Annotated in this window: 26 protein-coding genes and 1 pseudogene; all 27 read left to right on the top strand. The window is 48.7% G+C overall.

The genetic code is table 11. The annotated features are described in order from the left end of the window. A pseudogene (fusA, locus tag BN93_RS14590) lies at positions 1-780 on the top strand (elongation factor G); the annotation flags it as partial. Positions 781-883: 103 nt separating this feature from the next. Further along, a complete protein-coding gene (rpsJ, locus tag BN93_RS14585; protein WP_009237623.1) occupies positions 884-1189 on the top strand; it encodes a 30S ribosomal protein S10 in 306 nt (101 codons plus the stop codon). 128 nt (positions 1190-1317) lie between these two features. Further along, the gene (rplC, locus tag BN93_RS14580) at positions 1318-1932 is read left to right on the top strand and encodes a 50S ribosomal protein L3 (RefSeq protein ID WP_009231174.1); all 615 of its coding nucleotides are present in this window, start codon (positions 1318-1320) and stop codon (positions 1930-1932) included. Beyond that, positions 1932-2561: a 50S ribosomal protein L4 gene (gene rplD / locus BN93_RS14575; protein ID WP_019189041.1), complete on the top strand. Its 630-nt coding sequence runs from the start codon at positions 1932-1934 to the stop codon at positions 2559-2561. Before rplC ends, rplD begins: the two co-directional genes overlap by 1 nt. A 16-nt stretch (positions 2562-2577) precedes the next feature. Further along, positions 2578-2922 carry a 50S ribosomal protein L23 gene (gene rplW / locus BN93_RS14570; RefSeq protein ID WP_009231172.1) on the top strand — a complete coding sequence of 115 codons (345 nt, stop codon included), beginning with the start codon at positions 2578-2580 and terminating at the stop codon, positions 2920-2922. Positions 2923-2928: 6 nt separating this feature from the next. After that, positions 2929-3753 carry a 50S ribosomal protein L2 gene (gene rplB / locus BN93_RS14565; protein ID WP_009231171.1) on the top strand — a complete coding sequence of 275 codons (825 nt, stop codon included), beginning with the start codon at positions 2929-2931 and terminating at the stop codon, positions 3751-3753. A 14-nt stretch (positions 3754-3767) separates the two neighbouring features. Continuing rightward, positions 3768-4034, top strand: coding sequence for a 30S ribosomal protein S19 (gene rpsS, locus BN93_RS14560; RefSeq protein ID WP_009161014.1), 267 nt, complete (start codon positions 3768-3770; stop codon positions 4032-4034). A 31-nt stretch (positions 4035-4065) separates the two neighbouring features. Further along, positions 4066-4470, top strand: a complete 405-nt coding sequence (rplV, locus tag BN93_RS14555; protein WP_019189040.1) for a 50S ribosomal protein L22 — start codon at positions 4066-4068, stop codon at positions 4468-4470. Between the two features lie 7 nt (positions 4471-4477). Further along, complete coding sequence (rpsC, locus tag BN93_RS14550) at positions 4478-5212, top strand: 30S ribosomal protein S3 (RefSeq protein WP_019189039.1); 735 nt, start codon at positions 4478-4480, stop codon at positions 5210-5212. Between the two features lie 15 nt (positions 5213-5227). Beyond that, a complete protein-coding gene (gene rplP / locus BN93_RS14545) occupies positions 5228-5656 on the top strand; it encodes a 50S ribosomal protein L16 (RefSeq protein WP_009231168.1) in 429 nt (142 codons plus the stop codon). 3 nt (positions 5657-5659) lie between these two features. Continuing rightward, entirely contained in the window at positions 5660-5854 is a 195-nt protein-coding gene (rpmC, locus tag BN93_RS14540) for a 50S ribosomal protein L29 (protein WP_009231167.1), read from the top strand. Between the two features lie 13 nt (positions 5855-5867). Then, the gene (gene rpsQ / locus BN93_RS14535) at positions 5868-6125 is read left to right on the top strand and encodes a 30S ribosomal protein S17 (RefSeq protein WP_009231166.1); all 258 of its coding nucleotides are present in this window, start codon (positions 5868-5870) and stop codon (positions 6123-6125) included. A 2-nt stretch (positions 6126-6127) separates the two neighbouring features. Next, positions 6128-6493 carry a 50S ribosomal protein L14 gene (rplN, locus tag BN93_RS14530; RefSeq protein WP_009231165.1) on the top strand — a complete coding sequence of 122 codons (366 nt, stop codon included), beginning with the start codon at positions 6128-6130 and terminating at the stop codon, positions 6491-6493. A 20-nt stretch (positions 6494-6513) separates the two neighbouring features. Next, on the top strand, positions 6514-6831 hold the full coding sequence (gene rplX / locus BN93_RS14525) for a 50S ribosomal protein L24 (RefSeq protein ID WP_019189038.1): 318 nt from the start codon (positions 6514-6516) through the stop codon (positions 6829-6831). Between the two features lie 2 nt (positions 6832-6833). Then, on the top strand, positions 6834-7388 hold the full coding sequence (rplE, locus tag BN93_RS14520; RefSeq protein ID WP_009231163.1) for a 50S ribosomal protein L5: 555 nt from the start codon (positions 6834-6836) through the stop codon (positions 7386-7388). Between the two features lie 5 nt (positions 7389-7393). Further along, the gene (rpsN, locus tag BN93_RS14515) at positions 7394-7696 is read left to right on the top strand and encodes a 30S ribosomal protein S14 (protein WP_009231162.1); all 303 of its coding nucleotides are present in this window, start codon (positions 7394-7396) and stop codon (positions 7694-7696) included. A 148-nt stretch (positions 7697-7844) separates the two neighbouring features. Further along, positions 7845-8240: a 30S ribosomal protein S8 gene (gene rpsH, locus BN93_RS14510; RefSeq protein ID WP_009231161.1), complete on the top strand. Its 396-nt coding sequence runs from the start codon at positions 7845-7847 to the stop codon at positions 8238-8240. Between the two features lie 16 nt (positions 8241-8256). Continuing rightward, positions 8257-8823: a 50S ribosomal protein L6 gene (gene rplF, locus BN93_RS14505; protein ID WP_009231160.1), complete on the top strand. Its 567-nt coding sequence runs from the start codon at positions 8257-8259 to the stop codon at positions 8821-8823. A gap of 18 nt (positions 8824-8841) precedes the next feature. After that, entirely contained in the window at positions 8842-9186 is a 345-nt protein-coding gene (gene rplR / locus BN93_RS14500) for a 50S ribosomal protein L18 (protein WP_009231159.1), read from the top strand. Between the two features lie 6 nt (positions 9187-9192). Then, positions 9193-9705 (top strand): 30S ribosomal protein S5, encoded by a 513-nt coding sequence (rpsE, locus tag BN93_RS14495; protein WP_009231158.1) that lies wholly within the window; start codon positions 9193-9195, stop codon positions 9703-9705. Positions 9706-9716: 11 nt separating this feature from the next. After that, entirely contained in the window at positions 9717-9893 is a 177-nt protein-coding gene (gene rpmD / locus BN93_RS14490) for a 50S ribosomal protein L30 (RefSeq protein WP_009231157.1), read from the top strand. Positions 9894-9918: 25 nt separating this feature from the next. Continuing rightward, the gene (gene rplO / locus BN93_RS14485; protein ID WP_019189037.1) at positions 9919-10365 is read left to right on the top strand and encodes a 50S ribosomal protein L15; all 447 of its coding nucleotides are present in this window, start codon (positions 9919-9921) and stop codon (positions 10363-10365) included. 4 nt (positions 10366-10369) lie between these two features. Further along, positions 10370-11713, top strand: a complete 1344-nt coding sequence (secY, locus tag BN93_RS14480) for a preprotein translocase subunit SecY (protein ID WP_019189036.1) — start codon at positions 10370-10372, stop codon at positions 11711-11713. Between the two features lie 21 nt (positions 11714-11734). Beyond that, entirely contained in the window at positions 11735-12535 is an 801-nt protein-coding gene (map, locus tag BN93_RS14475; protein WP_019189035.1) for a type I methionyl aminopeptidase, read from the top strand. Between the two features lie 181 nt (positions 12536-12716). Beyond that, positions 12717-12935, top strand: coding sequence for a translation initiation factor IF-1 (infA, locus tag BN93_RS14470; protein ID WP_009160996.1), 219 nt, complete (start codon positions 12717-12719; stop codon positions 12933-12935). A 13-nt stretch (positions 12936-12948) separates the two neighbouring features. Further along, positions 12949-13065, top strand: a complete 117-nt coding sequence (gene ykgO / locus BN93_RS17110) for a type B 50S ribosomal protein L36 (RefSeq protein WP_009237638.1) — start codon at positions 12949-12951, stop codon at positions 13063-13065. A 36-nt stretch (positions 13066-13101) separates the two neighbouring features. After that, positions 13102-13482, top strand: a complete 381-nt coding sequence (gene rpsM, locus BN93_RS14465) for a 30S ribosomal protein S13 (RefSeq protein ID WP_009231152.1) — start codon at positions 13102-13104, stop codon at positions 13480-13482. Positions 13483-13596: the final 114 nt, after the last annotated feature.

Genomic DNA, 13596 nt, shown 5'->3' with positions numbered 1-13596 from the left:
GAGCAGAGTGGCCAGACCATTATCTCGGGTATGGGTGAGTTGCACTTGGACATCATCATCGACCGCTTGAAACGCGAATTTAAGGTGGAATGTAACCAAGGTAAGCCCCAGGTTAACTACAAGGAGGCTATCACCAAGGACGTTACACTTCGCGAAGTATATAAGAAACAGAGTGGTGGCCGTGGTAAGTTTGCCGACATCATCGTTACCGTTGGTCCTAAGGACGAAGACTATAAGGAGGGCAACTTCCAATTCATCAACGAGGTGAAGGGCGGAAACGTTCCCAAGGAATTCATCCCCTCGGTACAGAAGGGATTCGAGAGCGCCATGAAGAACGGCGTGCTTGGTGGCTATCCGATGGAGAATTTGAAGGTAACGCTGACCGATGGTTCGTTCCACCCCGTAGACTCTGACCAACTTTCGTTCGAACTGGCAGCCATCAACGCTTATCGCAATGCTTGCCCCAAGGCAGGCCCTGTGCTGATGGAGCCTATCATGAAGGTTGAAGTGGTAACGCCCGAAGAGAACATGGGTGACGTTATCGGCGACTTGAACAAACGTCGTGGCCAAGTGGAAGGCATGGACGAGGCTCGTAGCGGTGCGCGCATCGTGAAGGCACAAGTACCATTGGCAGAGATGTTCGGCTATGTTACTGCTCTGCGTACCATCACATCGGGCCGTGCAACGAGCTCGATGGAGTACGACCACCATGCACCGCTGTCTAGCTCGATTGCTAAGGCAGTGCTTGAAGAAGTGAAGGGACGCACCGACTTGGTGTAACAACATCGTAAGAACGGAGGGACGGAGCGTTGGTTAGCGAATGACTCTTAACCGGCGTACTTCGTTCCTCTACATAATAATCATTTAAAACAACTTAATCGACATGAGTCAGAAAATTAGAATTAAGCTGAAAAGTTACGACCACAAGTTGGTGGACAAGTCAGCAGAGAAAATCGTAAAGGCTGTTAAGGCCACAGGTGCAATCGTAAGCGGACCTATCCCCTTGCCAACACACAAGCGCATCTTCACCGTTAACCGAAGCACCTTCGTTAACAAGAAGAGCCGTGAACAATTCCAACTTCAAGACTTCAAACGTCTTATCGACATTTATAGCTCGACGGCTAAGACAGTAGACGCATTGATGAAACTAGAATTGCCCAGTGGCGTTGAAGTAGAAATCAAGGTGTAGTGATGGGCTTATGAGCGTAACGTTGGCGTGTAGGCATTTACACTTATCAGTGCAGACGCGCCAGCAAGCTTGATAGACCAACAGCTTATAAACGTTTAAACTATTTATTTTATTAATATATTATTGAAATGCCAGGATTAATTGGAAGAAAAATCGGAATGACATCCGTTTTCAGTGCCGACGGTAAGAATGTACCGTGCACTGTTATCGAAGCTGGTCCTTGTGTTGTTACCCAGGTTAAGACCGTAGAGACCGACGGCTACAAGGCTGTTCAGTTGGCTTACGGCGAGGCAAAGAAAAACCGCACCACCAAAGCGATGGCCGGTATCTTTGAAAAGGCTGGAACGACACCGAAGAAGCACTTGGCCGAGTTCAAGTTTGATACGGAATACAACTTGGGAGACACCATCACGGTGGACCTTTTCGAAGGCGCCGAGTTTGTAGACGTAGTAGGAACCTCGAAAGGTAAGGGTTTCCAAGGAGTTGTTAAGCGTCATGGTTTCGGCGGTGTGGGACAAACCACCCACGGACAGGACGACCGCGCCCGCAAACCGGGTTCAATCGGTGCTTGTTCTTACCCTGCAAAGGTGTTCAAGGGCATGCGCATGGGCGGCCAAATGGGAGGTGACAGAGTAACGACTCAGAACCTTAAAGTGTTAAAGGTAATTCCTGAACACAACCTCATCCTCGTGAAAGGTAGTGTTGCCGGATGCAATGGTTCAACCCTTTTAATTAAGAAATAATGGAAGTTAGCGTATTGAATATCAACGGTCAGGAGACCGGAAGGAAAGTTGTGCTCAACGACGCGATTTTCGGCATCGAGCCCAACGACCACGTTCTTTATCTCGACGTGAAGCAGTATCTCGCTAACCAACGCCAAGGTACAGCCAAGACGAAAGAAAGAAGCGAGATGAGCGGTTCTACCCGCAAGCTCGGCCGCCAGAAAGGTGGTGGAGGCGCACGCCGTGGCGACATCAACTCGCCGGTTCTTGTTGGCGGTGCTCGCGTGTTCGGACCTAAACCTCGCGATTACGGCTTTAAGTTGAATAAGAAGGTGAAGGTTCTGGCCCGTAAGTCGGCTCTGAGCTACAAGGCAAAGGAAAATGCGATTATCGTGGTTGAAGACTTCGAAATGGCAGCTCCGAAGACGAAAGAATACGTAAATATAGTTAAAAATCTTCAATTGGGAGAGCGTAAGTCTTTGCTTCTTTTGCCAAATGTGAATAAAAATGTATATTTGTCGGCTCGTAATTTGCAACGTTCCGAAGTGATGACCGCCAGCGCCCTCAACGCCTACAAGGTGTTGAACGCCGACGTGCTTGTTATTACTGAGAAATCGTTGGAGGCTATCGACGGAATCTTAAACAAGTAAAAGGAGACAAAAGAAAATGGGATTTATCATAAAACCTATCGTCACCGAGAAGATGACGGCAATTACAGAAAAGTCTTCTCGCGATAAAAGCTATAAGGTAAAAGGTGAAGTTAGAACCAAGGCTGCTACGCCACGCTATGGTTTCATCGTTCGCCCCGAAGCCAACAAGCTGCAGATTAAGAGCGAAATCGAGAACTTGTATAATGTTACGGTGTTGGACGTAAACACCATGCGTTATGCAGGCAAGCGTTCGAGCCGTTATACGCGTGCCGGCCTCGTGAGAGGACAGAAGAGCGCTTACAAGAAGGCTATCGTCACCTTGAAGGCTGGCGACGAAATTGATTTTTACAGCAATATTTAAAAAGAAATGGCAGTACGTAAGTTTAAACCGGTAACCCCGGGACAAAGACACAAGATTATTGGCACGTTCGAGGAGATTACTGCATCCGTGCCAGAGAAGTCTCTCGTTTACGGAAAACGCTCAACCGGTGGTCGAAACAACACCGGTAAGATGACCGTTCGCTACATGGGCGGCGGCCATAAGAAGAAGTATCGTGTAATCGACTTTAAGCGAGAGAAAGATGGTGTTCCCGCCGTAGTTAAGACAATCGAATACGATCCGAACCGTTCGGCTCGTATCGCCTTGTTGTATTATGCTGACGGCGAAAAACGTTACATTATTGCTCCCAATGGACTGCAAGTGGGCTCCACGTTGTTGTCGGGTGCGGAGGCGGCTCCTGAGATTGGAAACGCCATCCCCTTGGCAAACATTCCCGTAGGTACCGTAATTCACAACATTGAATTGCGCCCCGGACAAGGAGCTCTATTGGTTCGTTCGGCTGGTAATTTTGCTCAGTTGACTTCTCGTGAGGGCAGTTATTGTGTTATTAAGCTTCCTTCAGGCGAGACCCGCAAGGTTCTCTCCGCTTGTAAGGCTACCGTGGGTAGTGTAGGCAACTCTGACCACGCCTTGGAACAGTCTGGTAAGGCAGGCCGTTCTCGCTGGTTGGGTCGTCGTCCTCACAACCGTGGTGTTGTTATGAACCCTGTAGATCACCCCATGGGTGGTGGCGAAGGCCGTCAGAGTGGTGGACACCCACGCTCGCGCAAAGGCTTGTATGCTAAGGGTCTGAAGACACGCGCACCCAAAAAGCAGTCTAACAAGTATATCATTGAAAGAGCTAAAAAATAATTAAAGAGTAAATTATGAGTCGTTCATTAAAAAAAGGACCATATATCAACGTATCACTCGAGAAGAAAATTCTGGCCATGAACGAAAGTGGCAAGAAGAGTGTCGTTAAGACATGGGCTAGGGCATCGATGATTTCCCCCGACTTCGTGGGTCATACGGTGGCAGTTCATAACGGAAACAAATTCATCCCTGTCTACATTACCGAGAACATGGTTGGCCATAAGCTGGGCGAGTTTTCTCCCACGCGTCGTTTTGGCGGCCACTCTGGTAACAGGAAGTAAAGGGACAACCATTTAAATTATAGGAATAATAATGGGAGCAAGAAAACATATAGCGGCCGAAAAGATGAAGGAGGCCCGTAGAAATTTGTATTTTGCCAAGCTCAAAGGCGTTCCTTCTTCCCCACGTAAGATGCGCTACGTTGTAGACATGATACGCGGAATGGAGGTTAACCGTGCTCTGGGCGTGCTCAGGTTTTCCAAGAAGCAGGCAGCTGCCGACGTAGAGAAACTGTTGCGTTCGGCTGTGGCCAACTGGGAAACGAAAAACGACCGCAAGGCTGACGAAGGAGAACTTTACATAAGCAAGGTGTTTGTTGACGAGGGCGTGACGATGAAGCGCATGAGACCGGCCCCCCAAGGGCGCGGTTATCGCATCCGCAAGCGTTCGAACCACGTTACTCTGTTTGTTGACGCCAAAACTAACGACGAAAAATAAATAGATAATGGGACAGAAAGTTAATCCGATAAGCAACCGTCTAGGTATTATCCGTGGTTGGGATTCAAATTGGTTTGGTGGAAAGAACTTCGGCGACAATATCGTTGAGGACATGAAGATACGTAAGTATCTCAACGAGCGCTTGGCTAAGGCCAACGTTTCGCGCATCGTCATCGAGCGTACGCTGAAGCTGGTTACCATCACCATTTGCACAGCCCGCCCCGGTATCGTCATTGGTAAAGGTGGACAAGACGTTGACAAGCTCAAGGAAGAGCTTAAGAAACTCTATAAGAAAGATATCCAGATCAATATCTTCGAGGTGAAGAGACCTGATCTAGACGCCACAATTGTTGCGAACAACATCGCTCGCCAGGTAGAGGGTAAGATTGCTTACCGCCGTGCTATCAAGATGGCTGTTCAAAACACGATGCGTGCTGGTGCCGAGGGTATCAAAGTTCAAATCACAGGACGTCTCAACGGTGCCGAAATGGCCCGTAAGGAAATGTACAAGGAAGGCCGTACGCCGCTCCATACTTTCCGTGCAGACATCGATTACTGCCAAGCAGAGGCGCTGACCAAGGTTGGTCTTCTGGGTATTAAGGTGTGGATTTGCCGTGGCGAAGTTTACGGCGACCGCGATCTCACGCCTAACTTTACTCAGGACAAGCAGACCGGTGGCCGTTCTAATAACGCTGGTGGCCGTTCGGGCCGCGGTAATCGTAAGAGAAACAATAACCGCTAAAAGTAAGAAGTTATTATGTTACAGCCCAAAAGAGTAAGATATAGAAGACCACAAGACGGCCGCGGCAACAAAGGCAATGCCAGCCGTGGTACGCAATTGGCGTTCGGCTCGTTCGGCATCAAGACCCTTGAGGCCAAATGGATAGATAGCCGCCAGATTGAAGCAGCACGTGTGGCCGTGAACAGATATATGCAACGCGAAGGCCAGGTTTGGATTCGCATCTTCCCCGACAAACCCATCACCCGCAAGCCCGCCGACGTGCGTATGGGTAAGGGTAAGGGAGATCCCGCCGGATGGGTGGCACCCGTCACTCCCGGCCGCATCCTCTTCGAAGTGGAAGGTGTAAGTTTCGACATTGCCAAAGAGGCCTTGCGCCTTGCGGCACAGAAACTGCCCGTTAAAACCAAGTTTGTTGTTAGACGTGATTACGATAAAAACGCTTAAGATATGAAGATGAAAGAACTGAAAGAACTCGAGACCAAGGACTTGGCCGAGAAGCTGGAGAATGCTGTGGCAGCTTACGACCAGATGAAGCTCAACCATAACATCACCCCGCTTGAAAATCCATCGCAGATCAAGAGCGCTCGTCGCGACATTGCTCGCATGAAGACGGAACTTCGTCAGAGAGAACTTAACAAATAATAATGGTCCACAGATGGAAACAAGAAATTTAAGAAAAGTAAGACAGGGTGTTGTCTTGAGCAACAAGATGGATAAAACCATTGTTATTGCAGCTAAGTTCAAAGAGAAACACCCGATATATGGTAAGTTCGTTCAGAAAACGAAGAAGTACCATGTTCATGACGAGAAGAACGAAGCCAACATCGGCGACACGGTTCTTATCATGGAAACCCGTCCTTTGAGCAAAACGAAGCGATGGAGATTAGTTCAAATAATTGAAAAGGCTAAGTAATTATGATACAAGCAGAATCAAGACTTACAGTATGTGATAACAGCGGTGCGCGCGAGGCTCTTTGCATTCGCGTATTGGGTGGAACCCGCCGCCGTTACGCAAGCGTGGGCGACGTGATTGTCGTTTCTGTCAAGAACGTTATCCCTTCAAGTGATTTGAAGAAAGGTGCGGTATCAAAGGCCCTGATTGTTCGTACGAAGAAAGAGATTCGTCGTGCAGACGGTTCTTACATTCGTTTCGACGACAACGCCTGTGTGTTGCTCAACAACGCCGGCGAAATTCGTGGTAGCCGTATCTTCGGCCCCGTTGCTCGCGAGCTTCGCGCCGTTAACATGAAGGTGGTTTCTTTGGCCCCTGAGGTTCTTTAATATTTAATAAACAGAAAGTAATGAGTAAGTTACATATTAGAAAAGGTGACGAGGTTATCGTTCTGGCCGGAGACGACAAGGGCCGGAAAGGTAAGGTGCTCAAAGTCTTGGTGGCTAAGCAGCGCGCCCTCGTTGAAGGCGTGAACATGGTCTCCAAGAGCATGAAACCTTCTGCAAAGAACCCCCAAGGTGGTATCGTTAAGCAGGAAGCACCCATCCACGTCTCGAATTTGAGTTTGATTGACCCTAAGAGTGGCAAGGCTACTCGTGTAGGAATGAAGAAGACCGACGACGGCAAGAAAGTGCGTGTCGCCAAGAAAAGCGGGGAGGTGATTTAATAATGAATACAGCACAATTAAAGAAGGTATACGCCGAGACTATCGCCCCGGCATTGCAAAAGCAGTTCAACTATTCTTCTTCCATGCAGGTTCCTGTCTTGAAGAAAATCGTCATCAACCAAGGCTTGGGCGATGCTACGCAAGACAAGAAGATTATCGAGGTGGCCATCAACGAGATTACCGCCATCACTGGTCAGAAGGCTGTTGCAACGTATTCGAAGAAAGACATCGCCAACTTCAAACTCCGTAAGAAGATGCCCATCGGTGTGATGGTTACCCTTCGTCGCGAGAGAATGTACGAGTTCTTAGAGAAACTCATCCGCGTGTCACTGCCCCGTATCCGCGACTTCAAGGGTATCGAGAGCAAGTTCGACGGTCGTGGCAACTATACGCTTGGTATTTCCGAACAGATTATCTTCCCTGAAATCAACATCGACGGCATCGACCGCATTCAGGGTATGAACATCACGTTCGTTACCACTGCCAACACCGACGAAGAGGGATACGCTTTGTTGAAGGCATTCGGCCTTCCTTTCAAGAACGCTAAAAACGATTAAGCAATATGGCAAAAGAATCAATGAAAGCCCGCGAGGTGAAACGTGCCAAGCTCGTTGCCCGTTACGCCGAGAAGCGTGCCGCTTTGAAAAAGATTATCGCTACTTCTGAGGATTACGCCGAAGCTTACGAGGCAGCTCGCAAGTTGCAGTCGATTCCCAAGAACGCCAACCCCATCCGCCTGCACAATCGCTGCAAGATTACTGGCCGCCCCAAAGGCTACATCCGCCAGTTCGGTCTGTCGCGTATCCAGTTCCGCGAGATGGCTTCGGCCGGACTTATCCCCGGCGTGAAGAAGGCAAGCTGGTAATCACGGAGCTAGATGAAAGTTTACGATTAGTGGCGGGGCGTTGTCCCATGTGGCTGATGGCTTGTCGCTAATCCTAACCTTCCATCTGCAAACAAGAAAATTATTTAATATTGTCGGGAAAGTCCCGATCAATTAAACATTTTATAATATGACAGATCCAATAGCAGATTATCTGACCAGACTTAGGAACGCAATCATGGCGCACCATCGCGTGGTTGAAGTTCCTGCGTCTAATTTGAAGAAAGAGATCACCAAGATTCTCTTCGAAAAGGGTTATATCCTGAACTACAAGTTCGTGGAAGACGGCCCCCAAGGTTCAATCAAGGTAGCCTTGAAGTACGACCCCGTGACGAAGGCCAACGCCATCACGAGCCTGAAACGTGTCTCTACTCCCGGTTTGCGCCAGTACACCGGCTATAAAGACATGCCGAGAGTAATTAACGGATTAGGTATCGCCATCTTATCTACATCCCAAGGTGTAATGACTAACAAAGAGGCTGCCGCCTTGAAGATTGGTGGCGAGGTGCTTTGCTACGTTTATTAATAAGGAGGGTATTAGTATGTCAAGAATAGGTAAATTGCCAATCAGCATCCCCGCGGGTGTTACCGTTACTCAGGCCAACGGCGTAGTTACCGTTAAAGGTCCCAAGGGCGAGTTGTCGCAACATGTCGACTCTTCCATCAAGGTGAACATTGAAGATGGTCAGATTGTCTTCGAAGTAGATGAAAACAGCCCCGTAAACATTAAGCAGAAGCAAGCATTCCACGGCTTGTATCGTTCGTTGGTTCACAACATGGTTGTTGGCGTAAGCGAAGGTTACACCAAGGTGTTGGAACTTGTCGGCGTAGGTTATCGCGTATCCAACCAAGGCAACCTCATCGAGTTCTCCTTGGGCTACACGCACCCCATCTTCATCCAGCTCCCCGCCGAAGTGAAGGTAGAAACCAAGTCGGAAAGAAACCAAAACCCCTTGTTGATTTTGGAGTCTTGCGACAAGCAGTTGCTGGGTCTCATCTGCGCTAAAATTCGTTCTTTCCGCAAGCCCGAACCTTATAAGGGTAAAGGTATCTTGTTCAAGGGTGAGGTTATTCGCAGGAAGTCTGGTAAGACGGCCTCAGCTAAGTAACTTTAAATTTAGACGATTATGACAACAAAGAAAGTAGAAAGACGAATTAAAATCAAATATAGAATTCGCAAGAGCGTTAACGGCACTGCCGAGCGTCCCCGCATGAGCGTGTTCCGTTCGAACAAGCAGATTTACGTTCAGATTATCAACGACATCACCGGCACCACCCTTGCCTCTGCCTCTTCGCTGGGCATGGAAGCCATGCCTAAGAAAGAACAGGCACAGAAGGTTGGCGAGCTTGTTGCACAGAAGGCACAAGCCGCTGGCATCACTGCCGTTGTGTTCGACCGTAACGGCTATCTCTATCACGGCCGTGTGAAAGAATTGGCTGATGCAGCCCGCAAAGGTGGACTTAATTTTTAAACGATTATGGCAATGAATAAAGTAAGAGTGAATAGTGACGCAGAATTGAAAGACCGCTTGGTTGCCATCAACCGTGTTACCAAGGTAACAAAGGGTGGTCGTACCTTTACGTTCGCTGCTATTGTCGTTGTAGGTGATGGCAATGGCGTTATCGGTTACGGTCTGGGTAAGGCCGGCGAAGTAACAACGGCTATCGCCAAGGGCGTTGAGTCTGCCAAGAAAAACTTGGTTAAGGTTCCCGTACTCAAAGGCACCGTTCCCCACGAAGTGGAAACTTCGTATGGTGGAGCACAAGTATTGCTTAAACCAGCTGCTGCCGGTACCGGTTTGAAGGCTGGTGGTGCTATGCGTGCCGTGCTCGAGAGCTGTGGCATCACCGACGTGATTGCCAAGTCGAAGGGTTCTTCCAACCCCCACAACCTGGTGAAGGCCACCATCGAGGCACTCAGCCTCATGCGCGACGCCTATACCATCGCCGGTGTTCGTGGCATCAGTATGGACAAAGTTTTTAACGGATAAGGAGCAACATCATGGCAACGATTAAAATCAAACAAGTAAAGAGTAAGATTGGTTACCCCATCGACCAGAAGCGTACGCTCCAGTGTCTGGGACTTCGCAAGATTTCTCAGGTTGTTGAAGTGGAAGACACTCCCAGCATCCGCGGTATGATTAGAAAGGTTCACCATCTGGTAACCGTAGTTGAATAACAAACTTAGTCAAATTAGCACATTTATGAAATTACATAATTTGAAACCGGCTGCTGGTTCCACTCATTCACGTCGTCGTATCGGTCGCGGCCCAGGTTCGGGCTTGGGCGGAACGTCTACCCGTGGACACAAGGGTGCCAAGTCGCGCTCCGGTTATAAGAGGAAGATTGGTTTTGAAGGTGGACAGATGCCGTTGCAACGTCGCGTGCCGAAGTCGGGCTTCAAGAACATCAATCACAAGGAGTATTTCCCCGTTAACCTTTCAACTCTTCAGGCTTTGGCCGAGAAGAAGGGATTGACCAAAATCGGTGTTGCCGAACTCAAAGAGGCTGGCCTGTTCAATGGCAAGTTGCTCGTGAAGGTTCTTGGCAACGGCGAAATCAAGGCCGCCCTAACTGTTGAAGCTAACGCATTCTCCAAGTCTGCCGAAGAGGCTATCAAGGCAGCAGGAGGTAACACTACTTTAATCTAAGACAATGAAAAAGTTTATCGAGGCACTAAAGAACTGTTGGAAAGTTGAGGACCTGCGTCAGCGTCTCCTCATCACCATTCTATTTGTAGCTATTTATCGTTTTGGATCGTTTGTAGTACTTCCCGGTATCAACCCGTCCCAGCTCGACACACTACAAAAGCAGACCTCTGGTGGCTTGATGTCGCTTTTGGGTATGTTTTCCGGTGGTGCATTCTCCAACGCCTCTATCTTCGCGTTGGGAATCATGCCTTACATCTCAGCCTCCATCGTGATGCAGCTTTTGGCCGTGGCAGTGCCATATTTCCAGAAGATGCAGCGTGAAGGCGAGAGTGGACGGAAGAAAATAAACTGGTACACGCGTGCACTGACAGTAGTTATCCTACTGTTTCAGGCACCGTCGTACCTTATCAACCTTAAGATGCAGGCCGAGGGTGCCTTGGCCTCTGGCATCTCATGGTCGGTGTTTATGATTCCTGCCACCATCATACTTGCTGCCGGTAGTATGTTCGTTCTTTGGTTGGGCGAGCGTATCACCGACAAGGGAGTTGGAAACGGTATCTCATTGATTATTATGATTGGCATTATCGCCCGCTTGCCACAGGCTTTCATCCAGGAAGCGGGTTCGCGCCTCGAAGCTATCGCAGGAGGTGGTCTTGTCATGTTCATCGTCGAGATACTCGTTCTCTATGCCATCGTTTGTGCCGCCATCCTTTTGGTGCAAGGCACACGTAAGGTTCCCGTGCAATATGCCAAGCGCGTAGTTGGCAACAAGCAATACGGCGGCGCACGTCAGTATGTGCCCCTCAAGCTTTTCGCAGCCAACGTTATGCCTATCATCTTTGCACAGGCCTTGATGTTCATTCCCTTGGCTCTTGTGAAATACCAATCCGAGAATGCAAGCTATGTGGTACAGTCGCTGATGGACAACCGCTCTTTGCTGTATAACATCATCTATGTGACGCTCATCATCGCGTTCACCTATTTCTATACGGCAATCACGCTCAACCCCACTCAGATGGCTGAAGACATGAAACGCAACAACGGTTTCATACCAGGCATTAAGCCAGGAAAAGACACGGCCGACTACATCGACACGGTGATGTCGCGCCTCACTCTTCCCGGTTCTCTGTTTATCGCGTTCATCGCCGTGATGCCCGCGTTGGCCGGATTGCTCAACGTGCAACAAGGTTTCTCGCAATTCTTCGGCGGAACTTCGTTGCTCATTCTCGTGGGTGTGGTTATCGACACCTTGCAGCAGATAGAGAGCTATCTCATGATGCGCCACTACGATGGCTTGCTCAATTCGGGCCATACGCGCAACGCCGCAGGCGTGCCTTCGGCTTATTGATTTGCCTTGTGAACTTCGCAAATGAAGGTTTATCTCAAGACTGAAGATGAAATCGAGCTGATGCGCCAGGCCAACCAACTCGTTGGTAAAACCTTGGCAGAATTGGCCAAACATATTGTTCCGGGCGTAACGACCCTCCAATTGGATAAGATAGCGGACGAGTTCATCCGCGATCATGGGGCCATCCCCACGTTCAAGAACTTTCCCAATCCTTTTGGAGGGCCTTTCCCCGCGAGCATCTGCACCTCGGTTAACGAGGTTGTGGTGCACGGCGTGCCTAGCGAAAAGACGGTGTTGAAAGACGGAGATATTATTTCTGTCGATTGTGGCACACTTCTTGCTGGGTATAATGGTGACAGTTGTTACACGTTTTGTGTCGGAAATGTGGCACAAAATGTCAGAGATTTCCTCTCTGTGACACGAAAGTCGCTGTATCTTGCCATCGAGGCTGCCGTTGCTGGCAACCACCTTGGCGACATAGGCCATGCCGTGCAATCGTTTTGCGAGAGCCACGGGTATGGCATTGTGCGCGAACTAACCGGCCACGGCATCGGCCGCGAAATGCACGAAGAACCCAAAGTGCCCAATTATGGCAGTCGCGGAAGCGGCATGATGCTTAAAGAAGGCATGTGTATCGCCATCGAGCCGATGGTTACGATGGGCGACCGTCGCATAGGGCTCTTGCCCGACAAATGGTCTATCCGCACCGTCGACGGCAGTTGGGCCGCTCATTACGAGCATACCATCGCCATCAGGAAAGGCAAGGCCGAGATTTTATCATCATTCGAAGAAATAGAACGTTTAGTTCAGCCAAATGGCTAACAACGAAGGCTGGCAGAGAATGTTGTTAACTCGTTAATCCTTTAACTTGTTAGCTAACACCCCGACGTCTTTGTTATGCCGAAAGGTAAATGTCAAGCTTGCTTGAACAATAGCCGTTGCGCAGAAACTAACCGTTCGAGAAACGAGAAAAGAACTTACAGATAAAGCAAAGAGTTAATTTATGGCAAAACAATCTGCTATTGAGCAAGATGGAACAATTGTAGAAGCATTGTCTAACGCGATGTTTCGCGTAGAGCTTGAGAATGGTTGCCCCATAACGGCGCACATATCAGGAAAGATGAGGATGCACTACATCAAGATACTGCCTGGCGATAAGGTAAAGGTGGAGATGAGCCCCTACGACCTTACCAAGGGTAGGATTGTGTTTAGATACAAATAATTCAATTTAGAATATGAAGACAAGAGCATCGTTGAAGAAACGTACACCCGACTGCAAGATTGTTCGTCGTAAAGGTCGCTTGTTCGTTATCAACAAGAAGAACCCTAAGTACAAGACACGTCAGGGTTAAACGTTTAATCATTATCAAATCATTTATCATTAACAAATGGCAATAAGAATTGTTGGAGTAGATTTGCCCCAAAACAAGCGTGGCGAAATCGCATTGACTTATATCTACGGTATAGGTCGAAGTAGTTCAGCAAAGATATTGGACAAGGCTGGTGTGAACCGTGACCTGAAAGTCAGCGAGTGGACTGACGACCAGGCAGCCAAAATCCGTGAAATTATCGGCGCTGAATTCAAAGTGGAAGGTGATCTCCGTTCGGAGATTCAATTGAACATCAAGCGTCTCATGGACATTGGTTGTTATCGTGGCGTACGTCATCGTAACGGTCTTCCCGTTCGCGGCCAGAGCACCAAAAACAATGCTCGCACCCGTAAGGGAAAGAAGAAGACTGTTGCTAACAAGAAGAAGGCTACTAAGTAATATTTAGTTGGAAGTTGAAAGGCGGGGCTTGCCCCGATGCTTAAAACTCGAAACTTGAAACTTTTAAACTAAAAAGAAATTATGGCAAAGAAAATAGCAGCAAAGAAGAGAAAC

It is taken from the genome of Prevotella conceptionensis 9403948 (genome assembly GCF_000312305.1).
Lineage (GTDB): Bacteria > Bacteroidota > Bacteroidia > Bacteroidales > Bacteroidaceae > Prevotella > Prevotella conceptionensis.
This window is presented reverse-complemented; position numbering and strand designations above follow the sequence as displayed.

What these genes read in the sequence shown, in the direction of transcription:
- rplC (WP_009231174.1), top strand. Translation starts at nt 1,318, where the DNA reads ATGCCAGGATTAATTGGAAGAAAAATCGGAATGACATCCGTTTTCAGT.
- rplB (WP_009231171.1), top strand. Translation starts at nt 2,929, where the DNA reads ATGGCAGTACGTAAGTTTAAACCGGTAACCCCGGGACAAAGACACAAG.
- rpsS (WP_009161014.1), top strand. Translation starts at nt 3,768, where the DNA reads ATGAGTCGTTCATTAAAAAAAGGACCATATATCAACGTATCACTCGAG.
- rplW (WP_009231172.1), top strand. Translation starts at nt 2,578, where the DNA reads ATGGGATTTATCATAAAACCTATCGTCACCGAGAAGATGACGGCAATT.
- rpsH (WP_009231161.1), top strand. Translation starts at nt 7,845, where the DNA reads ATGACAGATCCAATAGCAGATTATCTGACCAGACTTAGGAACGCAATC.
- rpsC (WP_019189039.1), top strand. Translation starts at nt 4,478, where the DNA reads ATGGGACAGAAAGTTAATCCGATAAGCAACCGTCTAGGTATTATCCGT.
- rplR (WP_009231159.1), top strand. Translation starts at nt 8,842, where the DNA reads ATGACAACAAAGAAAGTAGAAAGACGAATTAAAATCAAATATAGAATT.
- rpsM (WP_009231152.1), top strand. Translation starts at nt 13,102, where the DNA reads ATGGCAATAAGAATTGTTGGAGTAGATTTGCCCCAAAACAAGCGTGGC.
- secY (WP_019189036.1), top strand. Translation starts at nt 10,370, where the DNA reads ATGAAAAAGTTTATCGAGGCACTAAAGAACTGTTGGAAAGTTGAGGAC.
- infA (WP_009160996.1), top strand. Translation starts at nt 12,717, where the DNA reads ATGGCAAAACAATCTGCTATTGAGCAAGATGGAACAATTGTAGAAGCA.
- ykgO (WP_009237638.1), top strand. Translation starts at nt 12,949, where the DNA reads ATGAAGACAAGAGCATCGTTGAAGAAACGTACACCCGACTGCAAGATT.
- rplO (WP_019189037.1), top strand. Translation starts at nt 9,919, where the DNA reads ATGAAATTACATAATTTGAAACCGGCTGCTGGTTCCACTCATTCACGT.
- rpsQ (WP_009231166.1), top strand. Translation starts at nt 5,868, where the DNA reads ATGGAAACAAGAAATTTAAGAAAAGTAAGACAGGGTGTTGTCTTGAGC.
- rplX (WP_019189038.1), top strand. Translation starts at nt 6,514, where the DNA reads ATGAGTAAGTTACATATTAGAAAAGGTGACGAGGTTATCGTTCTGGCC.
- rplV (WP_019189040.1), top strand. Translation starts at nt 4,066, where the DNA reads ATGGGAGCAAGAAAACATATAGCGGCCGAAAAGATGAAGGAGGCCCGT.
- rplP (WP_009231168.1), top strand. Translation starts at nt 5,228, where the DNA reads ATGTTACAGCCCAAAAGAGTAAGATATAGAAGACCACAAGACGGCCGC.
- rpsE (WP_009231158.1), top strand. Translation starts at nt 9,193, where the DNA reads ATGGCAATGAATAAAGTAAGAGTGAATAGTGACGCAGAATTGAAAGAC.
- rpsJ (WP_009237623.1), top strand. Translation starts at nt 884, where the DNA reads ATGAGTCAGAAAATTAGAATTAAGCTGAAAAGTTACGACCACAAGTTG.
- rpmD (WP_009231157.1), top strand. Translation starts at nt 9,717, where the DNA reads ATGGCAACGATTAAAATCAAACAAGTAAAGAGTAAGATTGGTTACCCC.
- rpmC (WP_009231167.1), top strand. Translation starts at nt 5,660, where the DNA reads ATGAAGATGAAAGAACTGAAAGAACTCGAGACCAAGGACTTGGCCGAG.
- rplN (WP_009231165.1), top strand. Translation starts at nt 6,128, where the DNA reads ATGATACAAGCAGAATCAAGACTTACAGTATGTGATAACAGCGGTGCG.
- rplF (WP_009231160.1), top strand. Translation starts at nt 8,257, where the DNA reads ATGTCAAGAATAGGTAAATTGCCAATCAGCATCCCCGCGGGTGTTACC.
- rplE (WP_009231163.1), top strand. Translation starts at nt 6,834, where the DNA reads ATGAATACAGCACAATTAAAGAAGGTATACGCCGAGACTATCGCCCCG.
- map (WP_019189035.1), top strand. Translation starts at nt 11,735, where the DNA reads ATGAAGGTTTATCTCAAGACTGAAGATGAAATCGAGCTGATGCGCCAG.
- rpsN (WP_009231162.1), top strand. Translation starts at nt 7,394, where the DNA reads ATGGCAAAAGAATCAATGAAAGCCCGCGAGGTGAAACGTGCCAAGCTC.
- rplD (WP_019189041.1), top strand. Translation starts at nt 1,932, where the DNA reads ATGGAAGTTAGCGTATTGAATATCAACGGTCAGGAGACCGGAAGGAAA.